A 19,485-nucleotide genomic window follows, 5' to 3' on the forward strand; every position below is an offset into this window, starting at 1 on the left:
TCCGACTTGTCCCGGACCCAGTCCGCACCGCCCTCCCAGCCGACGTCATCCAGCCGGTCGCCCGTCCAGTCCCCCGCGACGTCGATGGCCCCACCAACGTCCTCGACCCGGTCCTCGACCCAGTCCTCCACCCCATCCGGGATGAAATCCCCGAGCCCCATGCGCCCTCACCCCCGTACCAGGACCTCACGGCATTCCGGATGAGGGTACCGACCCCTGCTCGGTGCGATCGGCCGAGGTCAGGATTGTTGCGCGCGACGATTCGGGGCTGCGCAACAACTCGCTCTCCGTCCAGACTCGCTACGAGTCGGATCAGTCCCTGAGCCGTCAGACACAGGACGGACAGGGACAGCAGGACCTACGGGGGAGGCACGGAGAATGATCGAGACGTTATTTCGGGGTGATGAACTACCCGTGGCGGAGCGGTTCGAGAGTTGGCGCGATCTGGCGTTCGCAAGTCACTCGCCGCATGTCATCCGCACGGAGCACACGGCCGACTTCCGTGGCACGCTGCGGGTGCTGGACCTCGGCGTCGTCCGGGTTTCCGTGTTCTCGTGCCCGCCGCTGGAGTCCTTCCGGACCCCGGCGCTGATCAGGCAGTCCGATCCGGAGATCTACCACCTCTCGGTGCCTCTGGTCGGGCGCATGGGGGTCGCCCAGGGCGGCCAGGAGGTTCTGGCCGGGCGGGGTGACCTGGTGCTGGTGAGCAGTTCGCACCCCTACCGGGGGCAGCTGGACGCGACGGACGGTACGGTCTCGGCCGCGGAGATGCTGATCCCGCGGGCGGTGCTGCCGCTGCCGGGCGGTCTCGCCGAGCGGCAGTTCGCGATGAGGTTACCGGGGCGGACCGGGATGGGCGCCCTGCTCGCCCAGTTCATCACCGGTCTGGTCACCGACACCACGCCCTACGGAGCGTCGGACTCCGCGCGGTTGGGCGCTATCGCGCTCGACCTCGCCACCGCCCTGCTCGCCCAGCAGCTCAATCCCCAAGGCGCGCCGGAGGCTTTTCACCACGCCCTGGCCATGCGCGTCCGCGGCTATATCCATCAGCACTTGGCCGACCCCGAGCTGAGCCCCGAGCAGGTCGCGGCGGCTCAGCACATCTCGGTCCGTTCCCTGCACCGTCTCTTCCGCCATCAGAAGACGACGGTCTCCGCGTACATCCGCGAGCAGCGGCTGGAGCAGGCCCGTCGCGAGCTGGCCGAGCCGGCGCTGCGTATGCGGCCCATCCATGCCATCGCCGCCCGGTGGGGGTTTCGCCGGCCGGCCGACTTCACCCGCGCCTTCCGTGCCGCCTACGGCATGCCGCCCAAGGACTTCCGGCACCTGACTGGCGTCCAGCGCTAAGCGGCTGGCGCTGGGCGCTAAGGACACGTCCCGCACCACCTCGGCAGACTCGTTGAGCAGGCAATGGTGTCGGTGCGCCCCTCAGGTGCGCCGTGGTCATGCCGTGCCTGCCGCGCCCCTGCGGCACGTCGCCCGGCGCACACCGGGCCCGGTTCCATGACCCCCTCGACCGAGTGCTTCGGCGGGCTGTCGGGCGAGCCGCAGTGGGCGGGACAAAATAGGGGAAAGGTAACACCATTACATCGCAATCGCTCTTGCGCTCACGGCAGCCGACGGCGACTGCCTTCTCGACAAGCGATCCTGGCCGGCCCGGCTACCGGGCCGAGCTGGAGCTGGGGCCGGTGCGGCTGTCCGTACTGCGCCTTCCCGCACTGTCTCCGCTGACCACACTGCCTCCGCTGACCGCACCGAGCCAGTCGCACACAGGCCGGCCCGCCCGGAGCGGCGATCCGCGGGCGTGGCGGCTGGTCCTGGTGTCCGACGGGCCGCTGACACTGGGCCGGCGGTCCGGCGCCATCCGGCTGGAGCCCGGCCAACTCGCGCTGTGGGACCCATGGGAGCCGTTCGACGCGGCGGTGGCCGACCGGGCGAGACCGCCCCGGGCGATGGTCCTGCATCTGCCGGGCGGCGCGCTGTCGCTGCCGCACCACGCGCTGCGCGGCCTGGTGGCGCGGCCGGTGCCCTCGGACACGGGCCCGGCGGCCCTTCTCGCGCGGTTCCTGGAGGGGCTGGCCGGACCCGCCGCGGCGGTGGACATCCCACAGGCGACCTGGGTGGGGCGCGCCGCGGTCGACCTGGCGGTGGCGTTTCTCAGCAGCCTGACCGACGTACTGGACGACGCGACGCGACTGCCGCGGCAGGTGGCGCTCCTGGGGGAGATCAAGACGTACATCGACCGCAATCTCAGCGATCCGGACCTGTCGCCGACGGCGATCGCGGCGGCGCACCACATCTCGGTCCGCTATCTGCACCACTTGTTCCGGCAGGACGAGCAGACGGTGGGCGGCTTCGTCCGGGAGCGGCGGCTGGAGCGCTGCCGGGCCGATCTGACGAACCCGTGCCTCGCGGGGCAGAGCATGGCGGTGATCCGGGCGCGGTGGGGGTTCCAGGACGCGGCGGTGTTCAACCGGGCCTTCAAGAAGGAGTACGGGATCACGCCGGGCGAGTACCGCAGGCGCGAGGGCGTGCCCGTGGCCGTCCGGTAGCGGCCGCCAGTGGTGCTGTGGCTGAGCCGGCGGGGGACCGTCGGCTCAGCCATGCCGCGCGGCGGAGCCGCATATCGACGGGGCTGTTCGGTGTTTGCGCTCAGGCGCGGAGCGCCGGCCAGGTGTCCTCTCCCACTTTGCCGTCGGGATTGAGGTTGTGACGCTTCTGGAAGCGGACGACCGCTGCCTTTGTGTCGGGGCCGAACTGCCCGTCGATGCCGTGGGGTCCGATGTCGTACCCGCGGGCATCGAGGATGCACTGCACCTGACGGACGGGAGCTCCGTTGCTGCCCTGCATGGTCAGCGCGGTGCCGGAGTAGTAGTGGCAGGATTTCCACGGCTTCGGCGCCGGGGTCTTGGGCGGAGACTGCGTCTGCTTCGGCGGGGCCGGGGTAGTGGGGTTCCTGGTCGGCGGCTGCTGGTTGGGAGGGGGCTGGTTCTCTTCGGAGCCGCCGCCACCGCCGTTGCCACCATTACCGCCCCCACCATTACCGCCCCCACCATTACCGCCACCGCCGTCACCGCCCCCACCATTACCGCCGCCACCGCCCGAAGGGTTCGCGGGGGCGGATGGCGCGGTCGGCGACGGCTTCGGCGAAGGCTTCGCCGCGGATGACTTCGACGCCTGCGGGTGATGTGCGGACTTCGTGGCCGTCGATGCGACGTTCTTCTTGCCGTCGTCCGACGAGCCCATCCCCGGTACGACGAAGGCAACCACCCCGATGGCCACGGCGGCGACGGCCCCGGCCACGGCCAGGACCAGGCCACGGCGGCTCTTGGACGGCGTCGGCCTGAGCGTACGCACCGGGGCGCCGCGGCGGAGGATCGTCAGCTGGTCCATCGGCGACACCGCGGCGGCGAGCCCGCTCCAGGTGGAGCGGGCCCCGATCAGTTCGGCGAGCGACGCCGGCCACTCCTGGGCCGGTGCGTGCTGCCGTGCCGTATCGACGACTTCCTGCGGGCTCGGCCGTCCCTCCGCGCTCTTGTCCAGACACCGGCCGATCAGCTCCGCCAGGGCCGGATCGGTCTCCGTCACCTTGGCGAGCACATCCGCGCTCGGCGGCGAGTAGACCACGCGGTGGATGACATCGGCCGTCGAACCCTCGCCGAACGGCGTTCTGCCGGTCGCCGCGTGTGCGAGCACCGAGCCGAGCGAGAAGACGTCCGAGGCGGTGCCCGCCTCCCGGCCGTCGGCCTGCTCGGGGGACATGAATGCCGGGGTGCCCACATGCTGACCCGTCATGGTGAGCACACTGGCGTCAGTGGTGTGGGCGACCCCGAAGTCGATGACCCGCGCCCCGTCGGCGCCCAGCAGGACATTGGACGGCTTGAGATCGCGGTGGACGATCCCGGCGGCGGCGAGCGTGGCGAGCGCTTCCCCGATCTCGCCCGCCAGCCGCCACACCACCGGAGCGGGGAACGGGCCGAAGCGGCGCACCGTGTCGTCGAGGCTCGGCCCCGGGACGTACGCGGTGGCCATCCACAGCCGCTCCTCCTCGTCGAAGCCCGAAGCGACCAGCCCAGCGGTGTACTTCCCGTGGACCCGCCGTACGACCTCGACCTCGCGCTCGAACCGGCGCCGGAACCGCGGGTCCTCGGCGTGCTCCGGCCGGATGACCTTGACGGCCACCAGCGCGCCGGCCCCGTACGGGGCCGCCGCCTCCCCCTCCACGCCCGCTTCCCGCCCGAGGTAGAGCCGGCCCATCCCCCCGCTCCCCAGGCGCGCGAGCACCCGGTAGGGCCCGATCGCCACCGGGTCCGACCGCCGCAGCGGTTCCGCGCCGAGGCGTTCGAGGTCGGCGCTGCTCAGCTCTCCGGTCCAGGGGTGGACCGGGTCCCTCTCAGACATGGGAGTTTCCTTAGGGAGTTTCCGCTGTGACGCTCCTGGTGGTCAGTGGTTCTGGCCGCCGGCCTGGGAGATGTTCCTCAGGATGGTGTCGAACTTCCGCTGGAACTCGTCCAGGGAGTGCCTGATCTTGTTCAGGTCGGTCTGGGCGCTGGCCCAGGAAGAGCGGAACTGGGCGGCGTACGGGCCGCTCCAGTGGTTCGGGTCGCTCAGGGTGGTCCCGGCGTCGGAGAGCTGTTTGATGGAATCCTGGAAGCTGCCGTCGATGATGGTCAGGAACTTCTTGCTTGCCAGGTGCGCGGTGGGGTCGACTGAAACCTTGTCATCTGCCATGGTGTTTCTCCTGTTTTTGCCTGTTTTAGGTCGGTCCCGGAGGGGTGACTTATGGCGAAATTCTCCGGTCCCGGGCCTCGCCGTGTCATTGATCTGGAGCGCACAGTCCATGTGCGCTCGGTGCAAGACGTCATATGCCCGTGCTGATGGTTCAGTTCGCCACCTGCACCCCCGCCGCCACGCCGTCCACCACGAGGTAGCCACGTCCCGGCAGCGGCGCCATGCGGTCGTGGCGGGGCAGTTGAGTGCCCAGCAGATCGCCGTCGAGGTCGTGGTCGGGGCACAGCAGGACGCCGCAGCGGCTGTCCCGGGTGCGTTGGGTCCAGTGGCCGTAGGAGCGGCGCAGGGTGTCGGCCCGGCCGGCGGCGATCATGTGGTGGCCGGTGGCGGGGGCGGACAGCCACTGTTCCAGGAAGCCGCGTTCGTCCTCCACCGTGTCGGCGTCGTCGGCCAGAAGGAGGACGGGCCGGTCGAGGGGGAGTGCCGTGAGGGCCTGTTCGAGGTCGTCGTACGTGGTGACCAGGGCGGCCAGGCCGGGCAGGTCGCGCAGTGGGGAGCGGCGCGGGGCGAAGCCGACGACCGTGAGCGGGGCGTCGGCGGACGCCGAGGACATCACGAGGCGGGCGAGGGCGCACAGGGCGGTGCTGCGGCCGGATCGCTGCGGCCCGGCTATCAGGGCGTGTTCGCGCTCGTACAGCCGCAGTCCGGCACTACTGAGGGTGTCGGAGTCCAGGCCGACGGGGAGCCACCAGGGGTCGGTGGTGGTCTGGGCCGGTGTGGTGAGGGCGGTGGCGGGGACGTCGGTGGGCAGCAGGCCGACCTCGGGGGCGCTGCGCTGGGCGCCGGTCCACCGGGCGGCGGTTTCCGCGACGGCCGTTGCCAGGTCCTCACCCGGCCAACCGATCTGGACCACCTGCCGGTTGGCGGCCACGAGCGCCCTGCCCGGCACATAGGTGGGGACCGCGTTGCGGGGTATGTCGAAGTATCCGTACTCGGCGGGGTCGGCCAGCCGCAGCAGCAGTTTGGTCTGGGTCAGGGCGGACCAGGCCGTCGGCACGGCGCCGGAGCGGTCGGCGCTGACCGCGAACCGGATGCCGACCGCGGGGCCGTCGGCGTAGACGCGGGCGAGCTCTTCGATCAGGTTCATCCCCGCCACGTCCTTGTCGAAGTCCGAGATCAGGGCGCCGAGGTTGTCCAGCAGCACCAGCCAGTCCGGGGAGCCGGCCGGGCCGCGGGCCTTGCGCTCGTCGAGCTCTCGGCGCAGCAGCTTGATCAGCCGGATCTGCCGCTCGCGTTCGGCGGACCCGATGTGGGCGCCGGTGTGCGGGAGCGCGGCCAGCGGGGCCAGGTCGCCCGCGCCGAGGTCGAGGGCGAAGATGTGGTGCCGGTCGGGCGGGCAGGAGCCGGCGACGGCCAGGGCGAGCGCGGCCAGGGCGGTGGAGGTGCCCGAACCGCCGCCCCCGTAGAGCACGATGTTTCCGGCGGCCGGGTCCCAGCCGACCGCGTACTGCCGCTGCCGGTCGGGGTCGTCGGCGAGCGCCCAGGCGGGCAGGCCGGTGGCCTCGGTGTGCAGGCCCTGTTCGGCGACCGCGGGGAGGTCCGCGCGGTGCAGCACCTTGGGCAGCGGATCGGGCCAGGGCCGCCGTGGCGGGGCGAATCCGGACAGGTCGGCGGCCTGTCGTGCGGCCGTGACCAGCCGCCGTAGATCGGTTTCGCCCTCCGTGCCGTCGGTGGCCGCCGTCAGCACCGGCATGCCCAGGATGAACGGCGCGATCGTTACCGGGGCGGTCACCGCCGCCTGCGGGGTGACTCCGGTGGACAGCGCGGTCTGCACCGGCAGCACCTCGCGCGCGCTGAGCCGGTAGTAGGCGCGGCCCCACTGGCGGGTGCCGATCCCGGCCGAGGCCGGACTGTCGATGACGTCCTCCGAGTCCCCGGTGCTCTCGAGGCGGAGCGCGATACGGAGTTTGACGTTGTTCTTGATGGCGTCGTTGACCGAGCCGGCGGGCCGCTGGGTGGCCATGATCAGGTGGACGCCGAGGGTGCGTCCGCGCTGTGCGATGCTCACCAGCGAGTCGACGAAGTCCGGCAGGGCCTTGACCAGAGTGGCGAACTCGTCGATCACCACGGCGAGCCGGGGCATCGGCTCCATGCCGGCGTCCTTGGCGTCCTCGGTGTCGCGCAGCCGCTGATAGTCGCGGATATGGCTCAGGCCCACCTCGCGCAGCAGCCGTTCGCGGTGCCGCAGCTCGGCGTCCAGACAGCGCAGGGCGCGCTCGCTGAGCTGCTCGTCGAGGTCGGTGACCAGGCCGACGGTGTGCGGGAGTTCGGCGCATTCGTCCAGGGCGCCACCGCCCTTGTAGTCCACCAGCGCGAAGGTCAGATGCTCGGGGTCGGCGTCGGTGGCCATGCTCGCGATGAGGGTGCGCAGCAGTTCGCTCTTGCCGGAGCCGGTGGTCCCGGCGATCAGCGCGTGCGGCCCGTCGTCGTCGAGGTCCACGGTGAACAGGTCCCGTTCGCTGACCCCGAGCACGGCCCGCACCCGCAGGGCCGGGGCCCGCGTCTTCCACCGCTGGCCGACCTCGGCCCCGGAGACGGCGGTCAGGTCCAGCAGCGGCAGCAGGGAGATACGGTCCGGCAGCCCCGCGCCCTCGACCCGCAGCTCCGGGTCCTCGAAGCGGGCCAGCGCCCTGGCGGTGGCCCGCGCCTCGTCGACCGGCATACCGCCGAGCAGCACATCCGGCACCACCTCGTCGGAGGCCACGTCACGCATCCGCCCCCGGCCCTCGGGCGCGGCGGTGACCACCGAGGTGCACAGGGCGGGCAGCCGGGTGGTGAGCACCAGGGCACCGCAGCGCAGGGTGCGGTCGGCGAGCAGGTCCCGCAGCGGACAGGGCCGGCCCTCCAGCAGTGTGGCGCCGTCCACGACCACCAGCAGCACCGGCCCGGCGCCGCTCTCCGTACGCCGTGGCGCGGCGGCCAGCAGACCGCGGGCCAACGTGTCGGACTGCTCAGGCCCGACCGCCACCAGCCGTGACGTCCCCGACTGCGGATCCGCGCCGTGCGGCAGCCACTTCGTCCAGTCCCAGTCGGCCAGCCGCTCCGGGTCGGTGAACACCGCCAGCGTCACATCGGCCGGCCCGCTCCCCACCAACGCCTGGCACAGCAGGGACCGGGCGACGCCGAGGGCCGCCCGGCGGTCCCCCTCGAACCCCACCGCCTCACCGGCCGACACCCCGACCACGACCGGCACCTGTGGCAGCACGCAGCGCGCGCCCAGGATGTCCGCCACTTCCGGAGCGGGCTCCGAGGAGTCGTTGTCAAGCGGCGGGTTCCAGGGCAGGTCGGCGGTGCCGACCACCGTCTTGAGGAAGTCCGGGGCGCCCGGGCGCCGTTCCCACAGGGCGACCCCCGGCGCGGTCGCCCGGTGGACCACCTCCGCGGGGTCGGGGTGGGCCGCCCGGCGGGTACGGATCTCCGCCGCGTGGCGCGCGGCCACCGCCTGCTCGAACTCCTTGACCCTGGCGGTGTGATCGCGCATCCCGCGCCGGAAGGTGAAGCGGCCCCGCAGCCGCTCCTCCAGGAAGTTCCCCACGAACATCAGCGGGGTGAGCGCGGCGATGGCCGCGTAGCGGACGTCGCCGGTCATGCCGACGATCGCAGCGGCCATGACCAGCGGACCGAGCATGCTGGCGATGGAGAACGGAGCCTTGTTCGCGCTCGGCGGCGACGACGGCGTGGCGATCCGCGGCGGGTCGCCCGGTCTGCCGCCGCGCGGCGGACGGTTGAACGGCAGGGTGCCGCCTGGCCCCACCTCCCGGACCGGGTTGATCCGCTGTACGGGGCCGAGCCGGTCCTGCGGCAGGACGCGCACCATCACCTCGCCGCCCAGCGAGACCAGGTCCTCGGGCTGGAGCCGGACGGCCTTGGAGATCCGCTCGCCGCATACGTCGGTGCCGTTGACCGTGTCCAGGTCGGTGATGTGCACCTGCCCGTCGGCCGAGATCTCCAGGGCGGCGTGCAGCCGGGACACCCCCGTGGCCACGACGCGCACATCCGCCTCGGCGCCACGGCCGATGACCGTCCTGCCCACCCGCAGCGGAACGCTGCGCCCGGCCTCGAGACCGCCGACCACCCGCAGCACGGCGGCCGCCACCCGCGGCCCGCCGGCCGAGCCCCAGCCCGCGCGGGCCACCCGCGATCCATGGGCGAGGCCGGATTCGCCAAGACCCGTCTCCGGTGGCGCGGTCCGGCCGTCGATGCTCAGCCCGCTGGCCGGTATGTTCAAAGTCGCGGCGAGGTCGGCCAGCGTGGCGTTCGGCCGGCCGACACGCAGTTCCATTTCCCGCTCGGTCTTGCCGTCGGCATAGACGATCCGCACCGCGCAGTCACTCCAGGGTGGGTCAGATTCAGGTGACGAAGGGGTGCGTCGAGTCTGGCGCGGGCCCGGCCGGAAGGCATTGACGGCGAGCGCACAGTCGTTGACCCAGGGCGCAATGCCGGTGACTTGGCGGCCGAGGGCGGGGCGGGCATGCCGTACGGGCGCGCCGGGGTCTGCCGTACGGGCGGGGCGGGCGTGCCGTGCCGGCGCGCGTCAGGTCTGCCGTACGCGCGCGCGTCAGGTCTGCCGTGCCTCCGGTTCCGGGGAGGCCGGCGGGCCGTCGGGGTGCAGCGGCAGTTCGGCGGTGATCTCGAAGCCGCCCTCCGGGCGGCTGCCCGCGGTCAGGGCGCCGCCCACCGAATGGGCGCGCTCGCGCATGCCGATGAGGCCGAAGCCGTGTCCGGGCGCCGGCGCCTCGGCGGTCGCGGCGGCCGTGGCGGCCGTAGTGGTTCCGTCGTCGGTGACGGTGATGGTCAGCCGGTCACGGGCGTAGTCGAGCCGTACGTGCGCGGTGCGCGCGGCGGCGTGCTTGGTGACGTTGGTCAGGGCCTCCTGCACGATCCGGAACGCGGTCAGATCCACTCCCGGGGACAGCCGCCGCGGCTCGCCGCGCAGGGTGACCGTGACCGGGAGCCCGGCGGAGGCGAAGGCGTCGGTCAGCTCGGAGAGCCGGTCGAGTCCGGGGCTGGGTTCCAGGGGCGCGTCCGGGTCGTCCGTACGGCGCAGCACGCCGACGGTGGCCTTGAGTTCGCGCAGCGCGGAGGAGGTGGTGGCGGCCAGGCCGGTGAGGATCTTATGGGCCTGTTCGGGGTGGTCACGGGCGAGATGCGCGGCCGTGCTCGCCTGGGCGTTGGCCAGGGCCAGGTGGTGGGCGACCACGTCGTGCAGTTCGCGGGCGATGCGCATACGTTCCTCGGCGACCCGGTGCCGCGCCTCCTCCTCGCGGGTGCGCTCGGCGTGTTCGGCGCGGGCCTGTGCGGCTTCCATCACGGCTTCCGCATAGGCACGCCGGATCCGGACCGCGCGCCCGGCGGTGACGGGCAGCAGCAGCCACACGGCCGGGCCGACGGTCTTGAGCACCAGCGCGTGATGGCCTGTGTCGGTGATCATCGCGGTGGTCACCAGCGCGGCGATGGTGGCGAGGCAGTAGGCGTAGGTGATCTTCCGCTCGGTGAGCGCGGCCAGCCAGTAGAGCGCCGCCATGGCCGGGGCCAGCAGCAGCGGGGTGAGCAGATACCCGACCGCGCTCGCGGCCGAGACACAGACCGCCGTCACGGCGACGGCGGTGCGCGGGTGGCTGCGGCACCCCACCAGGGCGGCGCAGGAGACGCCCCCGAGGAGCAGGGCCGGGACCAAAGTCCTCGGATGGGCGGTGCCCGGTGTGCCGAGCGCGGCGCCGAGGACGACAAAGCCCAACAGCACCCCGGCCACGATCAGGTCGAAGGCGAGGTGATGGCGCTCCGTATAGCGCTCCAAGCTGGTGGTCATCGGGGTCTCCGGTCGGGGTCTGGCTCCATGGTGGCCGACGTCGCGGGGGAACGGCCGGCAGGGCCGCCCGGGACATGGCCACGGGCGGCCCTGGTGGGCGTGGGGCGGTGTCGGGTCAGACGCGTGCCGATTCTCGTTCCGACGCGGTGTCGGGGGCCGGGACCGCGGCGACGGGGGAGTGGCGGCTGAGCGCTTCGCCCTCCACGTCGATGTTCGGCAGCACCTTGTCCAGCCATCGAGGCAGCCACCAGGCGCGGTCGCCGAGCAGCGCCAGGATGGCGGGCACGAGCGCCATACGGACCACGAAGGCGTCGAACAGGACGGCCGTCGCCAGACCGAACCCCATCATCTTGATCATGGATTCGGCGGAGCCCACGAACCCGGAGAACACGGCCATCATGATCAGCGCGGCCGCCACCACCACCCGGGCGCTGTGCCGGAACCCGGTGACGATCGCCTGGCCGGGCCGGTCCCCGTGGACGTACGCCTCGCGCATACGGGTGACCAGGAAGACCTCGTAGTCCATGGCGAGACCGAAGACGATGCCCACCAGGAAGATCGGCATCAGGCTCATGATCGGGCCGGTCTGCTCGACGCCGAGGAGGCTCGCGCCCCAGCCCCACTGGAACACCGCGACCACCGCGCCGAAGGCCGCGAGCACCGACAGCAGGAAGCCGGCGGCCGCCTTGAGGGGCACGAGGAGGGACCGGAAGACCACCAGCAGAAGCAGGAAGGCCAGGCCCACCACGACCGCGAGATACGGGACCAGCGCGTCCTGCACCTTCTGGGCCACGTCGATGTTCACCGCGGTGGAGCCGGTGACCTCGAAGCTCGCATGGGTGGCGGACTCGAGCGCGGGACGTTCGGCGCGGATGGTGCGCACCAGGTCCTTGGTCTTCTCGTCGGTGGGGGCGGTGGCCGGGGTGGCGGAGAAGACGGCCGTGTCACCCGCGGCGTTGAGGCGGGGCGGCGAGACGGATACGACGCCCTTGGTGGCGGCGATCCTGTCGGTGATCGTGCGCGCGGCGGCCTTCGTGTCCGCCGTGCTGTTGGCGTCTGCCGTGCCCTTGGCGTCGACGACGATGGTCAGCGGTCCGTTGAAGCCGGGGCCGAAGCCCTCGGCCAGCGCGTCGTAGGCGCGGCGCTCGGTGGTCGAGGTGGACTTGGCCTCGTCCCCGGGCATGCCCAGCTGCAGGCCCGTCACCGGTATGGCGATCGCCCCGAGCCCCGCCACACAGGCCAGCAGTACGGGCAGCGGACGGCGCAGCACGAACCGGGCCCAGCGGCTGCCCCCGTTGTGCTCACTGCCCTCCTTGGCCTTTCCGCCCCGCCGGGCGGAGCGCGACAGTACGGCGCGCGGGAGGAAGCCGAGCAGGGCCGGGATCAGGGTCAGCGCGATGAGCACACCGATGGCGACCGCGCCCGCGGCGGCCAGGCCCATCTTGGTCAGCAGCGGGATGCCGACCACCGAAAGACCGGCCAGTGCGATCACGACGGTCAGCCCGGCGAAGACCACCGCCGACCCGGCCGTGCCCGCGGCCAGCCCGACCGCCTCCTCGGGCTCGTGTCCCCGGGCCCGCTCCTCGCGGTAGCGGGAGACCACGAACATGGCGTAGTCGATGCCGACCGCGAGCCCCAGCATCGAGGCGAGCGTGCCGGTCGTGCCGGACAGACCGAAGGTGCTGGCCAGAGCCATGATCGAAGCGATGCTGATGCCGACGCCGACGACCGCGGTCAGCAGCGGAAGCCCGGCGGCGGCCAGCGAGCCGAAGGTGATCAGCAGCACGACCGCGGCGATGGCGATACCGATGCCCTCGGCCGCCCCGCCCGCCGCGGGCTGGGTCGCCAGCGCGTTGCCGCCGACCTCGACGGTCAGCCCCGCGTCGCGCGCCTGCTGGACGGCGTCCTCCAGGGTCTTCTTCGACGCGTCGGTGAGATCGTCGGCCTTGACCTTGTACGTGACGGTCGTGTACGCGGTCCCGGCGTCCTTGCTCACGGCCCGCGCCTGGAAGGGGTCCACCGCGCCGGCGACCTGCCCACTGCCGGCCACTCCGTGTGCGACCTTCTCGACAGCCGCCCGGTTGTCGGCCGCGGTGACCTTCTCCCCGTGCGGGGCGACGAAGACGATCCGGGCGCTCGCCCCGTCGGCCTTGGCGCCGGGGAAGCGCTGGTCCATCAGGTCGAACGCCTTCTGGGACTCGATGCCCGGCATGGAATTCCCGGTGTCGGGGGCGGCGGGCGCCTTGACGGCGCCGAAGCCGACGGCGCCCAGCACGGCGACCCACAGCAGGGTGACCCACCAGCGTCGCCGGAAGGCCAGTCGGCCCAGTCGATAGAGAAAAGCAGCCATGGGACGGAGGTCTCCGCATCATCTGATCTCGGGATACCCCTCCAGGCTCCCGGCGCGCGGCCCTTCCGTCGTCGTGCGGCTGCCGACAATCGCGGGTACTGAGAATGCAGTACCGGGCGCCTGCCAGTTCGTTCCCGGGCATGACCCCCGTCGGCGCCGGTGTCTGCCTCAGCCGGTCAGCACCTCGACGAGCGAGGCGCATGAGCGTGTCTTGGCGCGCTGCGCGGGCTGGACTGAGGAGCCGCGCAGTGACGAAGGAGCGAGCAGTGACGAAGGAAGCCCGTGCATTGAAGCGCGCCAAGACTGAGCGGGAGGGAGGTGACGCCGACGGCCACGCCGTATCCGGGGATGGCCACCAGCGGCCACGGCACGGGCCGGGGCGCGAGCACACGGACGTGGAACGCGTAGTCGCGGTACTCGGGCATGCCCTCCGTGCCGGGCAGCACCATGAAGCGCGGCTGGACGCGGCAGAACAGCCACCAGTCCAGGACCACCAGGTCGAAGAGGACGAGGGCGAGGAAGCAGACCGTGCCGAGGGCGAACGGAGGCCAGAAGCCGAGCGAGCCGTCCGCCCGGCCGCGCAGATCCAGGACGCCGGCCACCGGCACCGCGATGAACACCGCCAGGTTCAGCAGCCCGGCCGCGGCGGCGGTGCGCCGGCCCCGTGCGCTCTGCTCCCCGTACCGCTCCTGGATCGCGGGCGGGTAGTCCGAGAGCAGGGCGTCCCGGGCGATGTGGAGAGATCCGACGATGACGGTGGTGAACAGCGCGACCAGTAAGAGCGCGTAGCCGAGGCTCACGCCTGTCAGTTCCCAGAAGTCCATGAGGCAACAGCATAGAGAGGGAAGTTAGGGTTGCCTCACCTAACTTTCACGGGTCTTGTCGAGTGGGTGATTCTCTCCTTCAATGAGGGGCGAATGAGGGGGCACTGACCATTCCCTGGGAGGGACAACCATGAGAACTCGCTTGCGCGCCTTAGGAGTTGGCGCGGCCGTGGCGGTCGGTCTGGCGCTCTTCGGCGGCCCGGTGGCAGTGGCCGCGACGTCCGCGACGTCTGTGTCGGCCGGTCACCGCGCCGAGGCCACGAGCTCCACTGTCATGGACTACTACCAGTACTTCGGCCACTACACGACCCATGAGGAGTGCGTGGCCGTCGGCGAGGAGTACTTGTGGCCCCACAACCCCGGCGGGGCCGACGCCTATGAGTGCCGGGCCAAGGACGGTGGCTGGGACCTCTGGCTGATCTTCGCCACCTGATCGCGGAGCGCGCCGGGTGGCCCGGGTGTGGTCCAGGTGGTGCGGGCGTGGGGCAGTGGATGCACGCTGGGAGTGGATACTTGCTGGCAGGAGCGATTCCGGAGGTGATCGTCATGCCACAGACCACCGTGGGCTGGCATGTCGAACTGGAATTTACCGAGGACAGCCGCCACACCCGCGCCGCCGCCCTGGTCCGGCTCGCGGACGGGAGCGAGGTGCGGGGCCACGGGGCCGCCAGCCGGGCCCCCGCCGACGCCAACCAGCCGCGGGTCGGCGAGGAGATCGCGGGCGCCAGGGCGCTCAACGAGCTGGCGACGAAGTTGCTGGAGAAGGCGCACGGAGAGATCGACGCGGTGTCCGGCCGTGTGTCACATCCGCTGCATCTGGACCACTGACCACCGCTGGATCACTGAACCGCTGAGCGGTGCCGGGCGGGCGTCGGCGCGCACCTCGTGGGCGCGCGCCGGCGTCCGTCGCGGGTGGTCGGTCAGGGGGCAGCCACCCCGTGGCGGTCAGCGGGTGGCCTTCGGGGGCTCGATGCCCAGCGTGTGGCTGAAGATGTTCTTCGGGTCCCAGGCGGCCTTGACCTTCTGCAGCCTCGGGTAGTTGTCCTTGAAGTACAGCGTGGACCAGGGGACGCCCGAGGTGTTCACGGCGGGGTCCGCCAGGTCGTCGTCCGGGTAGTTGATGTAGGCGCCGTCCTTCGGATCCGGCACCCCGTGCGTATCGGCGTAGATCTCGCGGTACAGCCTCCGCAGCCACTCGACGTACGCGGCGTCCTGGCCGGGGTCGTCCCACGCCGCCGTGTACTGGACCCGCATCACCGCGTCGCGGTGCGGAAACGCCGTGGCGTCCGGGGCCACCGCGCTGATCTGCCCGCCGTAACTGGCGATGCCCACCGAGCCGAAGAGCAGTTTCGGGTCCTGCTCACGGGTCAGGTTCTCGTAGACGGCGGCGAGCTGGGCATCGGAGAAACCCTTGCGCAGATAGCCCGACTTGATCTTGAGCCGGTAGATGTCCGAGTTGGGGCCGTCCAGCGCCGCGGCCAGCCATGGCTGCTCGGTCCTGGTCACATTGACCGGGGTGCCCACGCCCGCGCCGAGGGCGGCGAGATAGCCGTCCAGCAGCTCGGCCGCGTCGGGGCCGAACACCTGGCCGCTGGCGAGGTTGAGGTCGTTGGCCTTACGGCCCACCGTCAGGTCGGCGTACAGCCGGGTGGCCGCCGCGCCGACCGCGCTGTTGCGCTCGCACCAGTCCATGTGATTGCGGATCAGCCGGGTGAACTTCGGCTCGTCCAGCTTCAGGGCCTGCCACGGCCACTGGCTGGAGAAGGCGATCGCGCTCTTGGGCGCACGCGGCAGCAGCTGCCCCGGGTCGGACCCCTCCGCGCCCGGGGTGCGCAGCCAGTACCGGGTCACCACGCCGAAGTTTCCGCCACCGCCCCCGGTGTGGCCCCACCACAGCTCGCGGTTCGGGTCACTCGCCTCACGCGTGGCGACCACGGCCGACGCCTTGCCGTATCCGTCGACCACCACGACCTCGACGGCGTAGAGATAATCCACGACCAGCCCCATGGCGCGGGACAGCACACCGTAGCCACCCCCGCAGATATGGCCGCCCGCCCCGACACCCGGACACCACCCGGCCGGAATCGTCACCCCCCAGCCCAGCACCAGCCGCCGGTACACCTCGCCCAGGGTGGCGCCGGGCTCCACGGCGAAGGCGCGCCGCGCCGGGTCGTACGAGACCTGCGTCATTCCGGACATGTCGATGAGCACCCGTACGGCCGGGTCGTCCACCCACCCCTCCGCGCAGTGTCCGCCGCTGCGCACGGCGATCCGCTTGCCGGAGTCCACGGCCTCCTGGACCGCCGCCACGACCTGTTCGGTCGAGCCGACCACCCATGCGTGGTCCGGTGTGCCCACCCAGCGCTTCTGGCCGCGCCGCACCAGATACGCGTAACGCCCGTCGTCGGGGGCGGCCTTGACCGGGCCCAGCGGGGGTGTGCAGCCGGCCTCCGCGGCGCCCTCGGCCGCACTGGCCGGGGTGTCCAGGCCCACCCCTGCGACGACCCCGGACGCGGCGGCGGTGGCGGTCCGCAGCAGCTGACGGCGGTTGACCCCGGACATGCTCGTATCTCCTCGCGGTGTGAAACGACAACGGGACGTATCCGCCGCTGGGCGGTGTGTGCGGACTACAGGACCGGCGCCTGTGGCCCGTCGGGCGCCGAGTGGCGCCCCTCGACGACGGCCTGCGCGACCGCCGCGACCTCGTCCTGGTCGAGCCGCCGGTACCCGTCCTCGGTGATGAGGGCGATGAGGGGGAACAGCCGCCGGGTGAGATCGGGGCCACCCGTGGCGGAGTCCTCGTCCGCGGCGTCGTAGAGCGCCTGCACGACGGCGGTGACGATATCGCGCTCCGGCATGGCCTCCCGGTAGAGCTTCTTCAGCGAACCCCGGGCGTGGACCGAACCGGAACCGGTGGTGGCGAAGCCCCGCTCCTCGGTGCGGTTGCCGGTGACGTCGTAGGAGAAGACACGCCCGACGCCCTTGTGCACGTCATAGCCCGCGAAGAGCGGGACCACCGCCAAGCCCTGCATGGCCATGCTGAGATTGTCCCGGACCATGCTGGTCAGCCGGTTGGCCTTGCCGTCCAGGGAGAGGGCCGTGCCTTCTATTTTCTCGTAGTGTTCGAGTTCCAGCTGCAAGAGCTTGACGAGTTCCACCGCCAGGCCCGCGGTGCCGGCGATGGCGATCGCCGAGTGTTCATCGGCCGGGAAGACCTTCTCGTATTCGCGGTGCGCGATGAGGTTGCCCATCGTGACGCGCCGGTCGCCGGCCACCAGCACACCGTCCGCATAGGTCGCGGCGATGACGGTCGTGCCGTGCGGGGCCTCGAAGCCGTCCCGGGCGGACGGCAGCTGACGCTCGGCGGGCAGGAGCTCGGGAGCCTGTGCCTTCAGGAAATCCAGGAAGGAGGAGGTCTCGGCGGCCAGGAAAGCGGCCGGCAGGCCGCCGGTCATTCGCGCGTCGAAGGTCATGCACGTTCCTTCCCGAGAGGCATCGGCGGCTCCTGCTGGCCGCACATTACCCCACCCCCGCCCCGGGCAATCCGTGAAGAGAATCACGGTAGTTGCGCCCCGATAAATACGGCCGTGTGGCGGGGGCTGCCGGGGGAAGTTGTCATTTCGCTGCCATACCCCAGGTGTTGACCCCGGACGCCCGGCCGTACGAGGGTGTGGAAGATTTCCGAAGTCCGGCACGAGGTCGCCCACCGCGCCGGTTCCCGATGCGCGTGCCCCTGTCCGGTTCTGCGATCCCCTTCCCAATTTCTTCTTACTCCTGATCACATCACCGAGCGCGCGTCCGTGCGCTGGCTTGATTTTGTCTTTTCGCAGGAGGGATGCCTCATGTCTCGTCCGCTCAACGCCATCAACGTGCCTGGAAGGACCAGCTTCCTGGAGGAGATCTTCCGTGGCGCACTGCGACTGGATCTCGTTCATCCGTTTCCGGCGCAGCCGGAGAGCGACCGTAAACAGGGCGACGCACTGGTCGCCGATGCCAAGGAGTTCGCCCGCGGGTTAGTGGATCCCGCCCTTGTCGAGAAGACCGGAGAACTGCCCCGGGAGGCCATCAAACGGCTACGGGAGAGCAGTTACCTGAAACTGCAGAGCCCCAGGAAGCTCGGCGGACTCGCCCTGTCCGACCTCAATGCGTTCCGCGTCATTCAGGCCATTTCCAGCTGGTCGCTTCCGCTCGGTCTCGTGGTCGCCGTACAGAACTCGATCGGCTTCGCCCCCCTGGTCCAGATTCTTCCCGAGGGCCCGCTGCGCGACATGCTCAGCGAGCGCGTCGCGCGCGGGCTGATATCCGCCTTCGCCGACACCGAACCCTCCGGCGCGGCCAATCTCCGGCGGGAGACCGTCGCCGTCCCCACCGAGGACGGCCATGCCTACCTGGTCAGCGGCGAAAAGGTGTTCAGCGGCAACGCCCCCTTCGCGGAACTGCTCGGGGTGGTGGCCACCGTCCAGGAGGACGGCCGGGAGATGCGCAGACTGGTGGTCGTCGACCCGGACGCGCCCGGAGTGCGGCGGTCGGCCGAGCACGAGTTCATGGGCATCAAGGGCTTCCCCAACGGAGGGTTCACGTTGGACCGGGTGCGGGTGCCCCGTGACCACGTCTTCGTGGAGAAGCCCAGCGCCCACGACGTACGGATCACCGCCCAGGCGGGCGGGCTGGCGATCCTGGGCCGGATGTATCTCATCGCGGCGCCGTCGCTCGCGATCGCCAAGCTGTGCCTGGAGTGGTCGCGCGGCTTTGTGCGCCGCCGCCGCGTGGACGGCGTCCCGCTGGCCGAGTACGAGGAGATCCAGCACCTCATGGGCCAGTCCCTCGCCGACACCTTCGCCCTCGAAGCGGTCGCCGAGTGGAGCCTGCTGTGCGAGGACGCGGGCCTCAACCCGCTGTTCGAGCAGGTCGTGGCCAAGAACCTGTGCTCGCTGCTGTGCTGGGGCGTCGTGGACCGCACCATGTCGCTGTTCGCGGCGGAGGGCTACGAGACCGCGGCCAGCAAGGCGGCGCGCGGCGCGCCGCCCGTACCCCTGGAGCGCTCCTTCCGCGACGCCAGGAACCTGCGGATCTCGGGCGGGGTGGACTTCCAGCTGGACTACTGGCTCTCCAAGCTGGCGATCTTCTCCTACCACCGCGCGGGCGTCCTCGACGACGGCCAGGGCGCCGAGCGGGCCGCCGAGGCGCGGGAGCTGCTGGCCGCCGCGCTCACCCCGCGCAACCAGCGCCATCTGGCCGAACTGCACGATTCCGTCGAGGAGTTCCGCGCCCGCTGCGCCGCGCTGGCGAAGGCACACCCGGACGACGAGACGCTGTTCGCACAGGAGCACACGCTGATCGCGGTCGCCCGCTGGGCCACCGAGATCATGGCCGCGAGCCTGGTCCTCGCACGGGCGGCCAGGCGTACCGCGGAACATGACACCGAGGCACAGGACCTGGCCGACATCTACTGCACCGGGGCCCTGCGCCGGATCGCCGGATACGCGCGCGAGGCGCTGGAGGAGGAACGGCCCGACACCGGCCGGGTGACCCAGCGGTGGATCACCGGGGACGGCCACGCCGGGCTGCTCGACGACATCGTCGCCGATGTGACGGACCCCGACACGTCCGGCTCTGGCGTGTCCGGCCCCGACGGGTCGTAACCGGACCGGCAGGCCCAGGCACCCGCACCCAGCACCCGCACCCGGCACCCGCACCCCGGCGCGCAGGAA

14 protein-coding genes are annotated in these 19,485 nt (G+C 71.6%); 5 read left to right on the forward strand and 9 right to left on the reverse strand.

Annotated features, from left to right (window positions below):
• The coding region (locus tag ACFV2X_RS08085; RefSeq protein ID WP_385613461.1) for a putative T7SS-secreted protein at window positions 1-161 on the reverse strand (161 nt) is incomplete at its 3' end.
• Window positions 162-378: 217 nt separating this feature from the next.
• Here ACFV2X_RS08085 and ACFV2X_RS08090 point away from each other — a divergent pair.
• On the forward strand, window positions 379-1,347 hold the full coding sequence (locus ACFV2X_RS08090) for a helix-turn-helix domain-containing protein (protein ID WP_385612946.1): 969 nt from the start codon (window positions 379-381) through the stop codon (window positions 1,345-1,347).
• Between the two features lie 254 nt (window positions 1,348-1,601).
• Entirely contained in the window at window positions 1,602-2,552 is a 951-nt protein-coding gene (locus tag ACFV2X_RS08095) for a helix-turn-helix domain-containing protein (RefSeq protein WP_385612949.1), read from the forward strand.
• 100 nt (window positions 2,553-2,652) lie between these two features.
• Here the strand turns inward: ACFV2X_RS08095 and ACFV2X_RS08100 are convergent, their stop codons facing one another.
• From ACFV2X_RS08100 to ACFV2X_RS08125, 6 genes are all read right to left on the reverse strand, one after another.
• Window positions 2,653-4,401, reverse strand: a complete 1,749-nt coding sequence (locus tag ACFV2X_RS08100) for a protein kinase (RefSeq protein ID WP_385612952.1) — start codon at window positions 4,399-4,401, stop codon at window positions 2,653-2,655.
• A gap of 42 nt (window positions 4,402-4,443) precedes the next feature.
• Window positions 4,444-4,731: a hypothetical protein gene (locus tag ACFV2X_RS08105; protein WP_385612955.1), complete on the reverse strand. Its 288-nt coding sequence runs from the start codon at window positions 4,729-4,731 to the stop codon at window positions 4,444-4,446.
• A 151-nt stretch (window positions 4,732-4,882) separates the two neighbouring features.
• Entirely contained in the window at window positions 4,883-9,112 is a 4,230-nt protein-coding gene (locus tag ACFV2X_RS08110) for an FtsK/SpoIIIE domain-containing protein (protein ID WP_385612957.1), read from the reverse strand.
• Between the two features lie 237 nt (window positions 9,113-9,349).
• Window positions 9,350-10,600, reverse strand: coding sequence for a sensor histidine kinase (locus tag ACFV2X_RS08115; RefSeq protein WP_385612959.1), 1,251 nt, complete (start codon window positions 10,598-10,600; stop codon window positions 9,350-9,352).
• A 115-nt stretch (window positions 10,601-10,715) separates the two neighbouring features.
• Window positions 10,716-12,950 carry an MMPL family transporter gene (locus ACFV2X_RS08120; protein ID WP_385612961.1) on the reverse strand — a complete coding sequence of 745 codons (2,235 nt, stop codon included), beginning with the start codon at window positions 12,948-12,950 and terminating at the stop codon, window positions 10,716-10,718.
• A gap of 176 nt (window positions 12,951-13,126) precedes the next feature.
• Window positions 13,127-13,774: a hypothetical protein gene (locus tag ACFV2X_RS08125; protein ID WP_385612963.1), complete on the reverse strand. Its 648-nt coding sequence runs from the start codon at window positions 13,772-13,774 to the stop codon at window positions 13,127-13,129.
• Between the two features lie 169 nt (window positions 13,775-13,943).
• Between ACFV2X_RS08125 and ACFV2X_RS08130 the strand changes: the two genes are divergently transcribed.
• The gene (locus ACFV2X_RS08130; protein ID WP_385612965.1) at window positions 13,944-14,207 is read left to right on the forward strand and encodes a hypothetical protein; all 264 of its coding nucleotides are present in this window, start codon (window positions 13,944-13,946) and stop codon (window positions 14,205-14,207) included.
• A 113-nt stretch (window positions 14,208-14,320) separates the two neighbouring features.
• On the forward strand, window positions 14,321-14,602 hold the full coding sequence (locus tag ACFV2X_RS08135; protein ID WP_385612968.1) for a DUF1876 domain-containing protein: 282 nt from the start codon (window positions 14,321-14,323) through the stop codon (window positions 14,600-14,602).
• A 117-nt stretch (window positions 14,603-14,719) separates the two neighbouring features.
• On the opposite strand, the gene ACFV2X_RS08140 is transcribed toward ACFV2X_RS08135, so the two are convergent.
• Both ACFV2X_RS08140 and prcB read right to left on the reverse strand, forming a co-directional pair.
• On the reverse strand, window positions 14,720-16,336 hold the full coding sequence (locus ACFV2X_RS08140; RefSeq protein WP_385612971.1) for an FAD-binding oxidoreductase: 1,617 nt from the start codon (window positions 16,334-16,336) through the stop codon (window positions 14,720-14,722).
• A gap of 65 nt (window positions 16,337-16,401) precedes the next feature.
• A complete protein-coding gene (gene prcB / locus ACFV2X_RS08145; RefSeq protein ID WP_385612973.1) occupies window positions 16,402-17,247 on the reverse strand; it encodes a proteasome subunit beta in 846 nt (281 codons plus the stop codon).
• Between the two features lie 369 nt (window positions 17,248-17,616).
• Between prcB and ACFV2X_RS08150 the strand changes: the two genes are divergently transcribed.
• Complete coding sequence (locus ACFV2X_RS08150; protein WP_385612976.1) at window positions 17,617-19,416, forward strand: acyl-CoA dehydrogenase family protein; 1,800 nt, start codon at window positions 17,617-17,619, stop codon at window positions 19,414-19,416.
• Window positions 19,417-19,485 lie beyond the last annotated feature (69 nt).

It is taken from the genome of Streptomyces sp. NPDC059679 (assembly GCF_042734105.1).
In the GTDB taxonomy this organism is placed as follows: Bacteria; Actinomycetota; Actinomycetes; order Streptomycetales; family Streptomycetaceae; genus Streptomyces.